The organism is Bacillus sp. FSL R9-9497, assembly GCF_038005805.1.
Classification (GTDB): Bacteria; Bacillota; Bacilli; order Bacillales; family Bacillaceae_G; genus Bacillus_A; species Bacillus_A cereus.
Genome location: NZ_JBBOTY010000001.1, coordinates 2,848,651 through 2,866,020, shown reverse-complemented (window position 1 = coordinate 2,866,020; position 17,370 = coordinate 2,848,651). Strand labels below are relative to the sequence as shown.

Below are 17,370 nucleotides of genomic sequence, written 5' to 3'. Positions count from 1 at the left end.
ACGTCCGAATATATCGGACGTTTTTTTATTTCTGCATTAATTATGAACAGTTTCTTTTTCGTTTAATCCAAGTGTACGACCAGTAGAAGTGTGAAGGTCTTGGAACAATCTTGGATTTTCAGTTAGTGAAATGCCATATGAAGGAATCATTTCTTTTATTTTTTCTTCCCATTCTACCATGCGGCTTGGGAAACATTTTTCTAATACTTCGAGCATGACGTGAACAGCAGTAGAAGCACCTGGTGATGCGCCTAGTAATGCGGCGATTGAGCCATCAGCTGCACTTACTACTTCTGTACCAAATTGAAGTGTTCCTTTACCGCCAGCATCAGTATCTTTAATTACTTGTACACGTTGTCCAGCAACTACAATATCCCAATCTTCACTTTTCGCGTTCGGAATGAATTCGCGTAATTCTTCCATACGTTTTTCATGTGATAACATAACTTGCTGAATTAAGTATTTTGTAAGTCCCATTTCTTTTACACCAGCGGCTAACATCGTTAAGACGTTATTCGGTTTTACAGAACCGATTAAGTCAAGATTTGAGCCAGTTTTTAAGAATTTAGGTGAGAAGCCTGCGAATGGTCCAAACAGTAAAGCTTTTTTATTGTCTATATATCTCGTATCTAGATGAGGTACAGACATTGGCGGAGCGCCAACTTTAGCTTTACCGTACACTTTCGCATGATGCTGCTCTACAACTTTTTGGTTTTTACATACCATAAATAGTCCACTTACTGGGAAGCCACCGATATGCTTTGATTCAGGGATACCAGTCTTTTGAAGTAGAGGTAGGCTACCGCCACCGCCGCCAATAAAGACGAATTTAGCAGTATGATGCTCAATTTTACCACTATTCATATCGTGTACTTTTACTTCCCATAAACCATTTTTCGTGCGCTTAATATTTTCGACACTATGCTTGTAGTTTAGCTCGACATTTTTTGTTTTTAAGTAATCAAACAACATACGTGTTAATGCACCGAAGTTAACATCTGTTCCAGAGTCAATCTTCGTTGCCGCCATCGGTTCATTAGATGTGCGACCTTCCATAATGAGTGGAAGCCATTTTTTTAATGTTTCAGGAGCATCAGAAAATTCCATTCCTTGAAACAGTGGATTTTTTGAAAGCGCTTCAAAACGGTTTTTTAGAAACTCAACATTTTTTTCCCCTTGTACTAAACTCATATGAGGTAGTGGCATAATAAAATCTTGTGGATTACGAATTAATTTGCTCTTTACAAGATATGCCCAAAATTGTCTTGAAAGCTGGAATTGCTCATTCACTTTTACAGCTTTACTAATATCTATAGATCCGTCAGCTTTTTCGGAAGTATAGTTCAGTTCGCATAGCGCAGAATGCCCTGTACCTGCATTATTCCATTCGTTAGAGCTTTCTTCCCCGGCACTTGCGAGTTTTTCAAAAACTTTAATTTCCCATTCTGGTGCTAATTCTTTTAGTAATGAGCCTAACGTTGCACTCATAATTCCTGCACCAATTAAGATAACGTCTGTTTTTTGCTGCATGTTGCTCATGATAATCTCTCCATCCCCTATATTGGCAAAAAAGTGTAGGTGTTTTCTATGTCTAAGCCGTAAAAGAGAAACACCGCCTAGGCCCCACCTAGGTGTATACCTTTTTTGTCTCAATTATATAACCATCTCATACTCTATTATAATAATTAATAGACTAAAATATCTAGTGTTATCTGATAATTTTAAACTATTTAACGTTTTATTCGCTAAAAATCTTATTTAACAAGCTCTTTTAAGGTGGTAAATAGAAAAAAATTACAGTTTGAAATTATCTCGAAAAAGCTTACGTATCCTTAAGTGACTAAATCGAGTACCTTTTTATGGGATTATTCTTTCTGAAATGGTAAGATTATTCTGAAAAATAAAAAGGAGGGACTCTAATGTGTACAAAAGAACAAATTTCAAACTTATTTCGAAACTTTTCAATAAAGGAATGTAAAGGATCAAGTGATTTATATGAATATTTATCAATGAAAATTGCTGAAGATGAGGAAGTACTTACACTATCGTCCTATGCTCAGGTAGGTCAACCAGTCCCAAACTTACTATTAGGTGCAGTACATTATTTATTGCTAGCAGGGAAAGAACATCATTTAAAAACGTATTATAGTAGTTTAGTTGAAAATGCTGATACAAATTTAGATAAAGCTTTTAATCATTTTAAAGATTTCTGTAAAGAGTACCGCGAAGAAATCATTACTTTGTTACAAACGAAACTCGTTCAAACAAATGAAGTAAGACGGTGCGCATACTTATACCCAAGTTTCTGCTACATATTTAACAAAGTGAAGAAGCCGTTAGCGTTAATTGAAATTGGGACAAGTTCTGGGTTGCAACTGTTCTGGGACCAATATCGTTATTCGTACGGGACGGATGAAATGTACGGAAATATAAATTCAAATGTGCATGTAACTTCTGAAATAAGAGGGACGAATGTGCCGCATTTTCTAAAAGAAAGCCCATCTGTCGTAGAAAGAATTGGACTGGACTTACATGTGAATGATTTACATAATGAGGAAGATTATTTATGGTTACGTGCTTTAATTTGGCCAGAACATAAAGAAAGGCTTGAGATGTTTGATCAAGCTGCATCTTTAGTGAAAAATGAATCTGTCCAATTAATAGAAGGAGACGGTGTAGAGCTATTATCATCTATTATTGAACAAATAAGTGAAGAAGCTGTTATTTGTATTTTCCATACACATGTTGCAAATCAAATACCAGAACAAGTAAAACATAAGTTAGAAAAACAAATACAAGAAATTGGCGCAAAACGTGATGTATTCCACCTGTATAACAACATGTGGGATCGTGACCTTCATATTGATTATTATATTAACGGAAACGAATATCGTGAAACGGTTGGAGAAACAGAAGGACACGGGAGATGGTTTAGCTGGAAGATTGGAAACGAGACGCTTATTTAGATTAATAGGGGCGCCCTCACTTGTAAAAGAAGGGACCATAGGCTCAAGCATTGACTAAATTGGTTAAGGAATAAATGTATTAGTAACATACAAAAAATGCTTCGGAGAAATCCTAAGCATTTTTTGAATTACATTTAAACCCCATAATGGATCATGTACTTCTGTTCTGCTGCAGCTTGTACAATTTTTGAAGCTAACTCATTCAGCTCATCAGATTTTCTGAAGAACTTTGAGGATGTAACTGTTTCATAGAAAATTGCTAATGATTCAGGCGGGATAATTGTAATACCACAATAAGCTAAACCGTATTTCTGATTTTTGACTGTATGGAAGTAGGTTTTCATAATTGATAAATTTTGATTTAAACTACTGATAATATCATCATCAACAGATATACAATGATATTTCTCTGGTGTATAATCTTCGTAATTTTTTTGAGAAGTAAAATCGTCAATTATTCCAAAATCATGGACACATGCCATCATTATCATCCTTTCAACTTTAATAAAGTGAGTTCTATTAAAGTAAAATCGTCATTTTGTTTACGTGTAATAGAAATGATTATGTAGTTCATTAGTATAGTACTTCATAAAATATCTTCGTTTCTTCTTCGTGAAGACAGTTTACTTATCGGTAAACTCATCGGGAGCCCAAGTGGCGATTTCATTCCCAGGTGCAGCGACTACAAGCCATTGCTCACATAGGACACCAGCTTGCCAACATTCATAATAATCATGAAAACCATTTAAAAAAATAATTTGTCCACTCTCTAATGTAATAATTAAATGAGGGCTTTCTAAGCCAAGTTGTATATCGGTAACTTTTTGTCTTCTTATCTTACATATTCTTTCATATTCTTCTTTCTCAGAATAAACTTCAAATTCATCTTCATTTAATGGGTAGCTTTTTTGAGGTTTATTAAATAAACACCATTTGGATTCGATATTGATATATAATTGTCCGTCATAATCAACTGAGTCGTGAAAGTTTGTGAAATGAATTTTTATAGCGTCTGGAGAAATACCAAATTGTAATCCATCAACTTGTGATCCGATGAATAGATTTTTTAACACTTTTTCAGCGTGAATTTTATCCTCTGTATTCATTATTGAATTCCTCCTTTTCATAAAAATATACCTTATATTTTTATTGTAATAAATAAATTTTCATGTAAAATGAACCTTTTGTGAAAAACGAGCGAATATAGTGTGAAGGATTATGAGAGGGGAACGGAGCTTTGGATGAAGTACAATTAAAAGAATGGCTATATAAACGAAAGTATGTTATCTAAAAAAGACCTTGAGAAAGTGTTACTTTCGATTGCTGAATAGATATTTAGTAAAAAAAGCAACTAATAATTATATTATGTAAATTCTTTTTGTAAAACACCCATAAAAAATGGATGTTTTATATTTTGATATATTAGGTGGAATATATAGTTTAAAAAAGCGGAATACTTTGCGGAAAGTTAAAGACATTTTTCGCAAAGTATTCCGCTTTTACTTCCATTAATCGGTCAAAGTTGCAACTGAAGTATGCATCTGGCCAATTTTTAATGGATAGGTCAGGAGTATTAACATAGACACCTTTTGTAAAGGGGAGCATTGCCAAACGGAAGTCTTCACCCATCGAATACTTCCACCAGCACCTTCTGGTGGCTCCCAAGTAGCGAATATTGATATGTTTGATAGTGCTTTTCGGTAAAAGTAAGCAGTTGCTCATTTGGCACCTCAGCAACAGCACCGCCTAATCCGTGGAAAAATACGGAGGTGGTGGAAAAGGGTAAGTTAAATCGTAATTTCTATTTGATTGCCTTCTGGATCGCCTATTACACTTTCATAATAGCCATCTCCAGTAAAACGTGGTCCATTTAATAAAGGATAACCAGCATCTTTTATCACCTTTGTTAGTTCATTCACACGTTCTTCACTACCGACAGAAAAAGCCATATGAGCATAGCCGGTTATGTTTAAATTAGGCTTATTTTCAATCCCTTTTTTACGCATAAGTTCAAGCCTTGCTCCAGATTCGAACGTAATAAAATAAGATTCAAATTGTTTCATTTCATTATGGTATAACGAGTTTGCTTTACCATTAAAGTATTTTATATAAAAATCACGCATACATTTTAAGTCATTTACCCAAATTGCAATATGTTCAATTTTCATAGGTTTCACCAATCCTATCTGTATCAATTAGGCTTCCACTGTATTAAATTTGCATTTGCATTGCAACAATTTTGCTTTGCTATTAAAGCTAGTTGTTAATTTTTGATTGTGTACGTACATACAATATGTAATTAAGTGAATGACCATCATAGTAATTACAGAAAAGGGTGAATACAGTATATGAATCAATTTGAACAAATGATGTACGTTGGTGTCATCATGTCTATTGTACTATCTGTAATGATTTTAGGGTCCTTATATTATAATCCTCGACTTTCGTTAACTGATTATCCGAAAGATATTCAAAAAGTAGTTTTTCCAAAATCGATTCATGAAAAAAAGCAAAGCATTTATTTTAATATTGTATATAATACTATTCTTTTCGGTAGTCCTTTCGTTTCTACATATATACTACATAAGCATGAAAAGTTAATGTATATGGATGCCTATTTACACAATTTTGGTATTTTAATGATTTTCAATTTAGTAGATTTACTTATAATTGATTGGCTAATTTTTTGCTGGATTACTCCAAGGTTTGTTGTGATTCCTAGTACGGAAGGTATGAAAGGATATAAAGATTATAAGTTTCATTTAAGAGGGGCTATTGTCGCTACTCAAATTTTAGCAATCGTAAGTTTATTTTTGGCGGGAATTGCTACAACTATTTAGTGTGAAGAAGAGCATGGAGCTTTTATAAAAGATAAGGAGATTTATAATATATAGAATTAGAAATGAGAATTTGATAGTATTGGAGTAAGGAGTTTTAATAACGGTATATTAAACAATATTAATATACTGTTGCAAATGTTTTGATATTATGTAAAATTATACAATTTTACGGAGACATTTGATAAAATTCGAAAAAATATAATGGAGGCTAATATGAAAAAAGTAATTGGCGCAGCAACCGCAACTATTTTTGGATTGGGGGCGTTTACCTCAACTGCTACCGCAGAAACAATCGTAACAGCAGATGTACTTAACGTACGTGAAAAACCGACTACAGAATCAAAAGTGGTCGAAAAAGTAAAGAATGGGCAAGAGTTAAAAGTCATAAATACCGAAGATGGCTGGTCAAAAATTGAGTTGAATGGTAAAGAAGTGTTTGTAAGTTCGGAGTTTACAAAAGATGTATATCATGTAACGGCGAATTTGTTAAATGTACGTACTGAAGCAAACACGGATTCAGAAATTCTTGGCAGACTAAAAAAAGATGATGTAATTGAATCAACGCATCAAGTAAAAGACGGATGGCTGCAATTTGAGTATAAAGGAAAAACTGCTTATGCAAACGTTTCTTTCCTATCAAGTACAGCACCAACTGAAAAGAAAACCGAAGAGAAAACGAAGCAAGTAGCGAAAGTACAAAAATCAGTTAAAGAAAAGAAAGAAGTAAAGACGCAGAAAGTAGCAAAAGCGAAAGAAACAACGAAAGCACAAGAAATAGTAAAGCCTAAAGAAGAGGTAAAAGTCAAAGAAGAAGTAAAAGTTAAAGAAGAAGCGAAAGTGCAAGAAATAGTAAAGCCTAAAGAAGAAGCAAAAGTCAAAGAAGAAGTAAAAGCGCAAGAAATAGTAAAGCCTAAAGAAGAGGCAAAAGTCAAAGAAGAAGCGAAAGTGCAAGAAATAGTAAAGCCTAAAGAAGAAGCAAAAGTCAAAGAAGAAGCGAAAGTGCAAGAAATAGTAAAGCCTAAAGAAGAAGCAAAAGTCAAAGAAGAAGCGAAAGTGCAAGAAATAGTAAAAGCTAAAGAAGAAGAAAAAGTACAAGAAATAGCAAAAGCTAAAGAAGAAGAGAAAGCAAGAGAAATAGCAAAAGCTAAAGAAGAAGAGAAAGCAAGAGAAATAGCAAAAGCTAAAGAAGAAGAGAAAGCAAGAGAAATAGCAAAGGCTAAAGAAGAAGAGAGAGTAAGAGAAATAGCAAAGGCTAAAGAAGAAGAAAAAGCAAGAGAAATAGCAAAGGCTAAAGAAGAAGAGAGAGCGAAAGAAGTATCTAAAAATAACATACAGTCTGCTAAACGTGAATTAACGGTAGTAGCGACAGCGTATACTGCTGATCCAAGTGAAAATGGTACATATGGTGGACGCGTTTTAACTGCGATGGGTCATGATTTAACGGCAAATCCGAATATGAGAATTATCGCAGTTGATCCGAAAGTAATCCCATTAGGATCTAAAGTATGGGTAGAAGGTTATGGAGAAGCTATCGCTGGTGATACTGGAAGTGCAATTAAAGGTAATCGTATTGATGTTTTAATGGGTTCAAAAAGTAAAGCTATGAATTGGGGAAGACAAACTGTTAAAGTGAAAATTTTATAATAACAATAATTATCCAAATAGAAGTCAGTTCTCTTTATTGAGGCTGGCTTTTATTTTTTTAGTAGAAGGATAATAGGATTTATAAATGGCTTATTACTAAATCTGTAATAAAACATAAAAATTGTATGATGTTTAGAAAATAAAACTATTAAGAATGAGGTAAGGAAGTAGAACAGAAGTTTATTGAGAAGTAGAGAAGAGTAGTATGTTGAAAACGAAGGATTAACGTATAATGAAATGTATAAATTGGATCAAATCGTTTACTAAACACTTTCACTCATAATAGTGTAATTAAGTTCAAAGGATAGGTGTATTTCATGAAAGAAGTAAGAGAATATATTGAAATAAAGAAACAAGGTGTATTGGAGCTGCAAATAAAAGAAACTGAAGAAAAGTTAGGTGCTGCTTTCCCAAATCAATATAGGGATCTTATTAAATTAGTTAATAATGCTGAAATAGGGGAATGGGTACTATATCCGATTAAAGATAATAGAAATGTAACGAAAACTTGGGATGATATAGTTAGACAAAATGTTGACATGAGAGATGAGTATATGTCAGAAAACCTTATCATAATTGGTGACGATGGTTCAGGGGATAAATTGTGCTTTAAAATAAATAATGGAAAAATGGATGATCAAATATATATTTGGTATCACGCGGATGACGAAATGGAAGAAATATGTCCGAGTTTAAAAGAATTTATTATGGAAACTATTCAGGAAGACGATGCTTTTTAGTCTTAATTATTATCATTTTGTGAATCACTCTTATAAAAGGCGAGGATAGAATATGACAACAGAATTATATGGTGCACATTGCAAAGAAAGGAAAGGGTATAGAGTAATTGAAGGAAGAGGTTCATATAATCATTAGTTTGGCGGTCAAGATTGTAATTTGCCAGTATGTAAGTTATGCGGTGAAAAGATGCATCAAATTCTCTGTTTTGATTTAAAAGATGGGAGACTTGGTGAACTTAAAAGTAATGAACTAAATATTTTACCATTCGTTTCATGTTTAAACTGCGCGATGGTATGGGAACCGCAATATTTTCAGTTAAGTGATGGAGGGAAAACTGTTCAAATCATACAGCAGCAAAATACAGAAGAATGGATAATGGAAGAGGAATATAAGTTACCAGTTTTATTACCAAAAACAACGGTAAAGCTTATAAATATGAAAAATGAAGATATACCTACAGATGAAGATAGTTACTGGGAAGCTTTTAACTTGTTCGGTTCTGAATATGTATGTAGATTATTAGGGGTACCGTTATATGATGATCTTCCAAAGGATTTGGCGTGTCCAACTTGTGCGAAAGAGATGAAATATGTTGCTACAATTACTCAAGATATTGAGGAACGTGGACTTATTTCAGTAGTTGATTTCCAGTTTGGGGAAATGAATATATACTATTATTTATGTATAGATTGTTTAATTATAAAAACTGAAATACAAAATACATAACAAGCCTAACATATTATGTTAGGCTTGTTTTTTGATCGCAACATCATTAAGAATTGCATCAAATATATCTTTTTGCGTAAAGTTATCTGTAAAAATAGTTTCTCTGGCAACCTTAATAGTATCGTGCGGATTATACCATTTTTGTAGGGAATCTTCACCAAATTCATGTCGTTTGTCCCTTGTGTTATGTCGTCTAATAGTTTCCTCTAATGATAAATCAAAGTAATATGCAAATGCATTTTCATCAAAATAACGAATTAATTCTTTTAACATCTCACCATACCTATGACTGTTCAATATACCTTCTAAAATAACAAATTCACATTTTCCTTTTCCGTACTTCGTAATTTCAAATAGTAAATCATGTGATAAATTACCCATTGTGTCGTGTACTCTAAGCATATCTCTACGTACAACATCCTGTGATACTAAAAGTGTCCCTTGTCCGAAATGTTCTTGTAGTTGTTTTGCAATCGTTGTTTTACCACTTGCGGAGTTTCCTCTAAGAATGATTAAAGTGGATGTAAATATAGGATTAGACATAATGTATTCCCCCCAACAGTATTAATTATATAGAAAATTTTAACAAATGAAGTGAGGAAAGTGTATAATCAATATGATGGATATTTAAGGAGGGGGTAAGATGGGGGATATATTAAAAAATGCACAACCTATATGGAAACGGACATGGTTTCGTTATCTAGGGGCATTTTTTATTGTTCAGTTACTGTTTATTTTGTGTGAAATCACTGGGTGGGCACCAAACTTTAGGCCAGGCGGAGAGTTTTTTAATAGAATATTAAATTCTCAATTTTTCACTGAATGGTTCACACTCTATACAATCCCGCAATTTAACGTATTTACAGCATTTTTTGCGATTACATTACTACCATATGCATTAGTAGGTGCAATGAAAGATGTAACAGCAAGAAAAAATATAAAGGAATAATAGAGGTATAATATGCTTTTTCAAAAAGAAGGTTTATTGATTAGATACGTAATGGAAGATGATGCATCTATCATTTCTAAATGGTTAACGGACCCAGCAGTCCTGCGTTATTACGAAGGACGAGATAATCCGCAATCTGTAGAAAAGGTGCTTAATCATTTTATACATAGTCCAAACAGTAATGAAAAAAGATGTTTAATAGAATTTGATAACATTCCGATTGGTTACATACAAATGTACCCAGTGGATTCAGAGTGGAAAGCGTTATATGGCTATAAAGAATCACAAAATGTATGGGGTATGGACCAATTTATCGGTGAACCAGCCTATTGGGGAAAGGGAATTGGAACAAAACTCGTTCAGGTAGCAATTACATATATTATGAGTGAAATGGGAGCAGAAGCAATTGCAATGGATCCGAAAGTAAATAATGAACGAGCAATAAAGTGTTATGAAAAAAGTGGATTTAAAAAAGTAAAGATTTTAAAGGAACATGAGTTGCATGAGGGGAAATTAGAAGATTGTTGGATGATGGAATATAAACAATAATAATGGCTTATACAAACAAAGGGGATGTGTGAAATGAAAAAAGCATTAATCGTAATTGATGTGCAAGGGGGTATGTATACAGCTGGAATGCCAGTACATAATGGGGGAAAGTTTTTACAAACATTGCAAGAGCTTATTAAGGAATGTCGTTCAAATGGTATTCCAGTTATTTATATCCAACATAACGGTCCTAAAGATCACCCGTTAGAAAAAGGTACGGATGGATGGCGAATCCATGCGGCCATCGCTCCGCAAGAAGGAGATAATATAGTTGAAAAGACGACTCCAGATTCATTCCATAATACAAACTTAAGCGAAGTGTTACAAGAGAAAGGAATTGAACACGTTATTCTTTCGGGAATGCAAACAGAGTATTGTGTAGATACGACAACGCGCAGAGCATGTAGTGAAGGATATAAAGTAACGTTAGTGAGTGATGCACATAGTACATTTAATACAGAAGTGTTACGTGCTGAAGATATTGTGAAACATCATAACGCAGTATTGGGAGCGTTTGCGGATGTTGTTGAAGTAAAAGACTTAAAAGTGGCTGCCTCTAAATAAGAGGCAGTTTTTTATTAGAAAAAATAGCGTCAAATATTGTTAGTAAGTCGGTATTTTGAAATAATCACTTATATAATTTCACGTACCATAATGAAAAAATACAAAAAAGGAGCACCACATAATTAAAAAGGGCGCTCCTGTATTAAAACGTTACTTTTTTTTATCTTTATCCAATATATTTTGTTCTTCAGCAAACTCTGTACCATATGCAAAGCGACGATTAATACGAATGTTATCATTGTTGTGCCTTGTATGAGAGTTAGAGAAGCGATGAACGATTACTTCAGATAAAGTGAAGACGATGGCAGAAAGGATACTGCCCCATGCAATTTGCATATAGTTGTCTAATAAAATATTACCGAAAATCCATACGCTTAAATATGTTAATAAGAAATCCGACATAATGGCACCAGTATTGCCAATTCGATTTAAAATGATTTTATCAACGAACATGTAGGATACGATTGTAACAAAGAGACTGAATGAAATAATTTGAACAAACGTTGCAGGGAAAAATAAAGCAAGCCCAATGCTAAATGCGATAATGCACGATATAAACTTGATAAGCACTACTGTGAAATCATTCAAAATTTACACCTCCGATTTATACATAGTTTTTCAATAAATTCTGGAGTTCATACATTGTAACGGATTTATTTACATAAAACTTTTTCATGTTCGGAATTTAGTCTAAATATTATAAAAACAATGAAAAAATGTTATAGTAAAATGAGAGTGTATGACATTTTTAGGTAAGGGGGAATCCAGGATGTGGATTACTTCAGAAGTAGAAATTCCAGATGAGTTAATTGATCACCTTGAGCAAGGAAAGTTAGTGTTATTTGTTGGAGCGGGAGTTTCTATGAAAGGGAAATCAAACTTACCGAATTTTGATGATTTAGTTGATGAAATTGCAAAAACGTTATATGTCGAAAAACGTGAAATAACAGAACCACATGATTATTATCTTGGTAAAATTGCGAAAACAAAAGATGTACATCAAGTCGCAAGAGATCTTGTTCATATAGAGAAATCAAAACCGAATCCATTGCATTATGCAATTCCAAGGCTATTTCCTTTAGATACAGATATCCGCATTGTAACAACAAATTTTGATCAACATTTTACAACAGCAATTAAAGAAATAAATAGAGATATCAATGTTTATTACGCTCCAGCTTTACCGACTGGGAGAGCTTTTAAAGGTCTTGCTTACATACATGGTAATGTAGAACAGGAGAAAGAGGCTTTAATTTTAACAGATGGTGATTTTGGAAGGGCTTACTTAACAGAAGGGTGGGCGAGAAGATTTTTAGTTGATCTATTCTCAAATTACACCGTTTTATTCGTTGGATATAGTCATAATGACCCAGTAATGAAATATTTAGCAACTGGTTTACCACCAAGTACAAGACGATTTGCTTTTGTCGCACAAGGAGAAAATACGTACCATTGGGAACATTTAGGGATAAGACCAATTGTGTATCCGAATAAGGTGAATAATCATCAATCCCTCGTAAAAGCGGTAAAACGCTGGGCTGAATTAATGGGTGATAATTATATTACGAAAAGAATGCGTATTCGGGATATTGTAACGGTTCCCCCGTCAGTAGAACAGGAACAATTATCATACATAAAGCAATCGATTAAAAAAATTGAAACAGTACGTTACTTTGTGGAATTTGCTCATGATTATGAATGGGTCGAATGGTTAGAAGCAGAAGGTAAATTACAAAATTTGTTTATGCTTACGCCAAACTATAATGAAGTAGATGAATTACTTGCAGAATGGTTAGTGGAACAATTTCTTTTTAGTCATCAGAAAGAATTATTTCAATTAATTTATAAAAACTATTCTAAAATATCACCGTTATTATGGAGAACAATTTGTAACTACTTAAACGAAACGAAGAGTAAGATGGACCCGCTGTTGTTTGCAAGGTGGACACTCCTTTTATTAGAAACAGCTGAAAAAGATAGTAGCTCTATAGAAAAGATTTCTAAGTTACTGCAAAAATGTTCTTTTCCTGAGCATAAAGAAATTGCCTTATTGTTACTAACTTTTATTTTAGACGGAAAACTGAAGTTGAAACGTGTAAGAAAATGGGGAAATGATACGCAAGAATCAATAGAACTCGAGGAATCGAGTCGCTTACCAGTATCTACATTTTCTCATGTGGAGCAAATTTGGAACGAAAAGATGAGGCCATATATCGCTTATTATGCTGTTCCAATTATGATGATTGGATTAGAAAAATTGAGAATGTTGTCGTTAAGACAAACGGCACTGAAAAAAAGAAATAAGGAAAATGTAGAGAAAGAGTTTCATCAAAATGATCTTGCATTTTTAATACGAATTGTAAAAGAGTGTCTAACTTATTTATGCGAAAACAATGAGAAAAAAGCGGATTATTATATTACAGAAATGATAGAAGCAAATAGTGTACTTCAAAAGCGAATTGCAATTGATGCGATGAATAAAAATATTTTTGTTCGTGTAGATGACAAAATGAAATGGTTGTTACATGAAGGACTTCTTTTAGATTTCACTTATAAACACGAAGTTTTTCAACTTTTAAAAAGGCATTATGCACATTGTTTAGAAAAAACAAAAGAAGAAGTCACTCGAACTGTAATAAAGCATCTTACAGAAGAGAGGGTATTTGATGCATGTCTCGTATTAGACTTATTATTCAAGTGTGATTCGAATAGCCCATCTACGGCAAATGGGTATGAGTTAATGAAGCAAAAGCATCCTCATTTTCATTCTGAACGATACAGTGTACAAAAGAAAGAAGATACAGCAGAAAGCATTACTTGTAATGTAACTGCTGACGGATTATTGCAGCTGAAAGATGTTGAAATTATGAAGCAAGTTCAGCAATTTTCGCAAGATGGTGTTTTTGAACAACGTCATTTTTTAGAGATGTTATCAAAAGCGTGTAAATTAAACACAGAGTGGAGTATTTCATTTGCATACCAATTAGTAGGAGTGCAAGAAATAAGTAATGAAGTATGGTTTGTTTGTATTAGAGAATGGCGAAATAATCGAGGAATGACAAATGAGCAAATCCAAAAAATTATTCCGCTATTGCAGAAATTTGTTAGAAATACTGCTTTTCATTGGTTAATTAGTAGTTTTCTATATGAAATTAGTAATCGACTAGAAGAGTTAGAAGAGAATAGTATACGTGTTGTAAAAGGATTTGCTTTTTCAGTGTTTCCTCAAGTTATGAAGAGTGATACAGACTTTAAGCTTGGGAAACAAGATTTTTATAATGAATCAATTCAGCATCCAGTTGGAAAAATGACGGCTGTATTATTAAAGTTGTTATCATATGATCATTTATACGATCGTAATGTATATGAATATTTATTTTTATTTGAAGAACAAGTAAGAGTTAATTCGGAACGAACAAACTTTATGTTTGCTCGTTTAATAGCAGATATTACATTTCTATATCATATTGAAAAACAATGGTGCCGAAAATATTTGTTACCATACTTAGATTTAAAAAAACAAAATGAGATTACGGAATATGCATGGGCCGGCTTATGTTACACGCAAATAAATTTACCTTTATTTACAGAAATGAAGCGATTTATTAAGTATGCGATAGAACATTTGGAAGTATTACATCCGCATACGAGAGAAGCTTTCTTGAAGTGGCTTAGCTTTGTATTTATTAAATGTGTACTATATTGGGAGCAAAAAACAGATTGGTTATACCCGTTACTCATACTAGAAAATGAAGAAAATAAAATTAAGTTTATGCAGTTTTTATGCTATTACGTCAAAACATTAAGTGTAAAAGAACAACAAAAATTTTGGACAGCTTGGCTCAGTGTATTTTTGCGAGAACGACCAAAAATGGGTGAGATAACTGCAAGAGAATATGTAATGCTTTTACGTATTATTTTATACATGGATGAAATATTAGAAAAAGGATTATGTATTATGTCTCGTGCATTTTCAAGTGTACATGGTAAATGTACAGGTGAGGAAATGAAGCAGTTATTGATTGAAATGCTTCATAAAAAAGAAAGTATGAAAGCGCATAAAGAAATATTTGCAAATGTGTTTTTTATTTTACTACAAACATGTCACGAAGCCGTTTTATTTGAAAAAGAAATCATAAAAATAAAAGAATTATTAGTTCAGTATGAAGTAGAGGAATATGTTTTACATTTACTAGAAAATGAAATAATTCGCATAGGAATTGTAATGGGTGATTTACAAAAAGAATTATAGGACGAAAGTGGAATTTAAAAAAATATATAAAAAGTTGTTGACAGTGTTTTGAAAAGCGTTCTATAATACGAATCATACTTATTCAATTTCAAAAACATTTGAATAAACAAAGTGCAATGAAGAGATCACAGTAGTGGTTAGTCTTACTGTAACAGAGAGCTGGTGGTTGGTGTGAACCAGTACAGGGATAATCATGAATTACAGTCTTGGAGCATCTTTTTCGTAATAAAGATAGTTTGTCTTTATGAGGAAAAAGCGGTCAATTGATCGTTAACAGTGAAGAGAGGTAGACGGAAAGTTAGTCTACAACTAGGGTGGTACCGCGATAAATATCGTCCCTACTGATTTATTCAGTAGGGACTTTTTGTATTTTAGTGGTTCAACTTGAAAATTAAATAGTCATGCATTGAAAGGAAAAGCAGTAGTTGTTGTTTCCCTGTAACAGAGAGCTGGTGGTTGGTGCAAACCAGTACATAAACAAGAGCGAATTACAGTCCTGGAGCATCTTTTTCGTAGTAAAGATAGTATTGTCTTTATGAAGGGAAAGACGGTCAGATGATCGTTAACAATGAAGAGAGGTAGACGAAAGAAGTCTACAACTAGGGTGGTACCGCGATAAATATCGTCCCTACTGATTGGATCAGTAGGGCTTTTTTGTACAAAAAAGTGGGTTTTTAACTAGTAGTTCATGTCTTTGTACGAATTATTAGTTTAAAATAAGAAGAGGTATCGATTCCACTATAAATTTGTATAATTAGTCAGTTCAGAAAATAGAGAATCTTTTATTCTCTTACTATACTTTTAAAACATTAGAGGAGGATTTCCAAATGGCAAATCATGAATTAGATCAATTACGTAAACAGGTAGATGAAATTAACTTACAACTATTACACCTTTTAAACAAACGTGGTGAAATTGTTCAAAAAATTGGAGAGCAAAAGCAAGTACAAGGCACGAAACGCTTTGATCCAGTACGTGAGCGTGAAGTACTTGATATGATTGCAGAGCATAACGAAGGACCATTCGAAACATCAACAGTTCAACATATTTTCAAAACGATTTTCAAAGCAAGCTTAGAGTTACAAGAAGATGATAACCGTAAAGCGTTACTAGTATCACGTAAAAAGAAACAAGAAAATACAATCGTTGATGTAAAAGGTGAATTGATTGGAAACGGAACACAAACGTTCATCATGGGACCTTGTGCAGTAGAAAGTTTAGAACAAGTTCGTCAAGTAGGGCAAGCGATGAAAGACCAAGGCTTAAAATTAATGCGCGGTGGTGCATTCAAACCGAGAACTTCTCCATATGATTTCCAAGGTTTAGGAGTAGAAGGACTTCAAATTTTACGTCAAGTAGCAGACGAGTTTGACTTAGCAATTATTAGTGAAATTTTAAATCCGAACGATGTTGAAATGGCATTAGACTACGTTGATGTAATTCAAGTTGGCGCACGTAACATGCAAAACTTCGATTTATTACGAGCTGTAGGTAAAGTTAACAAACCAGTATTATTAAAACGTGGATTAGCAGCAACAATTGATGAGTTCATTAACGCAGCGGAATACATCATTGCGCAAGGTAACGATCAAATTATTCTTTGTGAGCGCGGTATCCGCACATACGAAAGAGCAACACGTAACACATTAGACATTTCTGCAGTACCAATTTTAAAGAAAGAAACACATTTACCAGTTATCGTTGATGTAACACATTCAACTGGACGCAGAGATTTATTATTACCAACAGCGAAAGCGGCACTTGCAATTGGTGCAGATGCAGTAATGGCTGAAGTTCATCCAGATCCAGCAGTTGCATTATCAGATTCTGCACAACAAATGGACATTCCAGAATTCCATAGATTCATGGATGAGTTAAAAGGTTTCAAAAATAAATTATCTTAATTCCATATCATATATGCGTTGAAGAGGAAACAGTAGTGCTTATCTCACTGTTAAAGAGAGCTGATGGTCGGTGTGAATCAGTACAAAGGTAAGCATGAATTACAGCCTTGGAGCATCTTTCCCGACAACTTTTGGAGGGTAAGACGGTCGAACGATCGTTAAAGAAGAAGAGAGGTAGACGAAAGAAGTCTACAACTAGGGTGGTACCGCGATAAATATCGTCCCTACTGAGCGC

General features: G+C 33.5%; 15 protein-coding genes, 2 pseudogenes and 3 other annotated features. Of the genes and pseudogenes, 10 read left to right on the top strand and 7 right to left on the bottom strand.

Translation table 11 applies throughout. The annotated features are described in order from the left end of the window. Positions 1-36 precede the first annotated feature (36 nt). Entirely contained in the window at positions 37-1,539 is a 1,503-nt protein-coding gene (locus tag MKY21_RS14825; RefSeq protein WP_000069138.1) for a malate:quinone oxidoreductase, read from the bottom strand. 380 nt (positions 1,540-1,919) lie between these two features. Between MKY21_RS14825 and MKY21_RS14820 the strand changes: the two genes are divergently transcribed. Further along, a complete protein-coding gene (locus tag MKY21_RS14820; RefSeq protein ID WP_061664869.1) occupies positions 1,920-2,966 on the top strand; it encodes a DUF2332 domain-containing protein in 1,047 nt (348 codons plus the stop codon). Positions 2,967-3,100: 134 nt separating this feature from the next. On the opposite strand, the gene MKY21_RS14815 is transcribed toward MKY21_RS14820, so the two are convergent. The 4 genes and pseudogenes from MKY21_RS14815 to MKY21_RS14800 all read right to left on the bottom strand — a co-directional run bounded on the left by MKY21_RS14815 (position 3,101) and on the right by MKY21_RS14800 (position 5,134). After that, positions 3,101-3,451, bottom strand: a complete 351-nt coding sequence (locus MKY21_RS14815; protein ID WP_001999997.1) for a hypothetical protein — start codon at positions 3,449-3,451, stop codon at positions 3,101-3,103. Positions 3,452-3,589: 138 nt separating this feature from the next. Beyond that, positions 3,590-4,072, bottom strand: coding sequence for a hypothetical protein (locus MKY21_RS14810; protein WP_001090910.1), 483 nt, complete (start codon positions 4,070-4,072; stop codon positions 3,590-3,592). 334 nt (positions 4,073-4,406) lie between these two features. Beyond that, positions 4,407-4,749, bottom strand: a pseudogene (locus MKY21_RS14805) (BBE domain-containing protein); the annotation flags it as partial. A gap of 4 nt (positions 4,750-4,753) precedes the next feature. Further along, on the bottom strand, positions 4,754-5,134 hold the full coding sequence (locus MKY21_RS14800; protein WP_000687546.1) for a VOC family protein: 381 nt from the start codon (positions 5,132-5,134) through the stop codon (positions 4,754-4,756). A 180-nt stretch (positions 5,135-5,314) separates the two neighbouring features. Between MKY21_RS14800 and MKY21_RS14795 the strand changes: the two genes are divergently transcribed. From MKY21_RS14795 to MKY21_RS14780, 4 genes and pseudogenes are all read left to right on the top strand, one after another. Continuing rightward, on the top strand, positions 5,315-5,806 hold the full coding sequence (locus tag MKY21_RS14795; RefSeq protein ID WP_001071231.1) for a hypothetical protein: 492 nt from the start codon (positions 5,315-5,317) through the stop codon (positions 5,804-5,806). Positions 5,807-6,019: 213 nt separating this feature from the next. Further along, positions 6,020-7,450: a cell wall-binding protein EntB gene (gene entB / locus MKY21_RS14790; RefSeq protein ID WP_341076633.1), complete on the top strand. Its 1,431-nt coding sequence runs from the start codon at positions 6,020-6,022 to the stop codon at positions 7,448-7,450. Between the two features lie 317 nt (positions 7,451-7,767). Continuing rightward, complete coding sequence (locus MKY21_RS14785) at positions 7,768-8,190, top strand: SMI1/KNR4 family protein (protein WP_098783533.1); 423 nt, start codon at positions 7,768-7,770, stop codon at positions 8,188-8,190. A 52-nt stretch (positions 8,191-8,242) separates the two neighbouring features. Beyond that, positions 8,243-8,917: pseudogene (locus tag MKY21_RS14780) on the top strand (hypothetical protein). An 18-nt stretch (positions 8,918-8,935) separates the two neighbouring features. Here the strand turns inward: MKY21_RS14780 and MKY21_RS14775 are convergent. Next, positions 8,936-9,460, bottom strand: coding sequence for a kinase (locus MKY21_RS14775; RefSeq protein ID WP_000070081.1), 525 nt, complete (start codon positions 9,458-9,460; stop codon positions 8,936-8,938). A gap of 100 nt (positions 9,461-9,560) precedes the next feature. Between MKY21_RS14775 and MKY21_RS14770 the strand changes: the two genes are divergently transcribed. The 3 genes from MKY21_RS14770 to MKY21_RS14760 are packed head-to-tail and all read left to right on the top strand — an operon-like array spanning position 9,561 to position 10,979. Next, the gene (locus tag MKY21_RS14770) at positions 9,561-9,866 is read left to right on the top strand and encodes a YfzA family protein (RefSeq protein ID WP_000502341.1); all 306 of its coding nucleotides are present in this window, start codon (positions 9,561-9,563) and stop codon (positions 9,864-9,866) included. A 12-nt stretch (positions 9,867-9,878) separates the two neighbouring features. Next, on the top strand, positions 9,879-10,415 hold the full coding sequence (locus MKY21_RS14765) for a GNAT family N-acetyltransferase (protein ID WP_000898775.1): 537 nt from the start codon (positions 9,879-9,881) through the stop codon (positions 10,413-10,415). A gap of 33 nt (positions 10,416-10,448) precedes the next feature. Beyond that, positions 10,449-10,979, top strand: coding sequence for a cysteine hydrolase family protein (locus MKY21_RS14760; protein ID WP_000709544.1), 531 nt, complete (start codon positions 10,449-10,451; stop codon positions 10,977-10,979). Positions 10,980-11,129: 150 nt separating this feature from the next. On the opposite strand, the gene MKY21_RS14755 is transcribed toward MKY21_RS14760, so the two are convergent. Next, on the bottom strand, positions 11,130-11,567 hold the full coding sequence (locus tag MKY21_RS14755) for a YndM family protein (protein WP_000997702.1): 438 nt from the start codon (positions 11,565-11,567) through the stop codon (positions 11,130-11,132). 181 nt (positions 11,568-11,748) lie between these two features. Between MKY21_RS14755 and MKY21_RS14750 the strand changes: the two genes are divergently transcribed. Together MKY21_RS14750 and MKY21_RS14745 are read left to right on the top strand one after the other, a co-directional pair. Then, positions 11,749-15,231: a DUF4020 domain-containing protein gene (locus tag MKY21_RS14750; protein WP_341076627.1), complete on the top strand. Its 3,483-nt coding sequence runs from the start codon at positions 11,749-11,751 to the stop codon at positions 15,229-15,231. A 107-nt stretch (positions 15,232-15,338) separates the two neighbouring features. Further along, positions 15,339-15,574: a binding site (T-box leader), on the top strand. Positions 15,575-15,628: 54 nt separating this feature from the next. Continuing rightward, positions 15,629-15,864, top strand: a binding site (T-box leader). 194 nt (positions 15,865-16,058) lie between these two features. Beyond that, positions 16,059-17,135: a bifunctional 3-deoxy-7-phosphoheptulonate synthase/chorismate mutase gene (locus tag MKY21_RS14745; protein ID WP_001273575.1), complete on the top strand. Its 1,077-nt coding sequence runs from the start codon at positions 16,059-16,061 to the stop codon at positions 17,133-17,135. Between the two features lie 9 nt (positions 17,136-17,144). Continuing rightward, positions 17,145-17,364: a binding site (T-box leader), on the top strand. Positions 17,365-17,370 lie beyond the last annotated feature (6 nt).

Excerpts from the sequence above, each read along its gene's own strand:
- MKY21_RS14785 (WP_098783533.1), top strand. The coding sequence starts at position 7,768 with ATGAAAGAAGTAAGAGAATATATTGAAATAAAGAAACAAGGTGTATTG.
- MKY21_RS14815 (WP_001999997.1), bottom strand. The coding sequence starts at position 3,451 with ATGATGGCATGTGTCCATGATTTTGGAATAATTGACGATTTTACTTCT.
- MKY21_RS14775 (WP_000070081.1), bottom strand. The coding sequence starts at position 9,460 with ATGTCTAATCCTATATTTACATCCACTTTAATCATTCTTAGAGGAAAC.
- MKY21_RS14820 (WP_061664869.1), top strand. The coding sequence starts at position 1,920 with ATGTGTACAAAAGAACAAATTTCAAACTTATTTCGAAACTTTTCAATA.
- MKY21_RS14770 (WP_000502341.1), top strand. The coding sequence starts at position 9,561 with ATGGGGGATATATTAAAAAATGCACAACCTATATGGAAACGGACATGG.
- MKY21_RS14745 (WP_001273575.1), top strand. The coding sequence starts at position 16,059 with ATGGCAAATCATGAATTAGATCAATTACGTAAACAGGTAGATGAAATT.
- entB (WP_341076633.1), top strand. The coding sequence starts at position 6,020 with ATGAAAAAAGTAATTGGCGCAGCAACCGCAACTATTTTTGGATTGGGG.
- MKY21_RS14800 (WP_000687546.1), bottom strand. The coding sequence starts at position 5,134 with ATGAAAATTGAACATATTGCAATTTGGGTAAATGACTTAAAATGTATG.
- MKY21_RS14795 (WP_001071231.1), top strand. The coding sequence starts at position 5,315 with ATGAATCAATTTGAACAAATGATGTACGTTGGTGTCATCATGTCTATT.
- MKY21_RS14810 (WP_001090910.1), bottom strand. The coding sequence starts at position 4,072 with ATGAATACAGAGGATAAAATTCACGCTGAAAAAGTGTTAAAAAATCTA.
- MKY21_RS14825 (WP_000069138.1), bottom strand. The coding sequence starts at position 1,539 with ATGAGCAACATGCAGCAAAAAACAGACGTTATCTTAATTGGTGCAGGA.
- MKY21_RS14765 (WP_000898775.1), top strand. The coding sequence starts at position 9,879 with ATGCTTTTTCAAAAAGAAGGTTTATTGATTAGATACGTAATGGAAGAT.
- MKY21_RS14750 (WP_341076627.1), top strand. The coding sequence starts at position 11,749 with ATGTGGATTACTTCAGAAGTAGAAATTCCAGATGAGTTAATTGATCAC.
- MKY21_RS14760 (WP_000709544.1), top strand. The coding sequence starts at position 10,449 with ATGAAAAAAGCATTAATCGTAATTGATGTGCAAGGGGGTATGTATACA.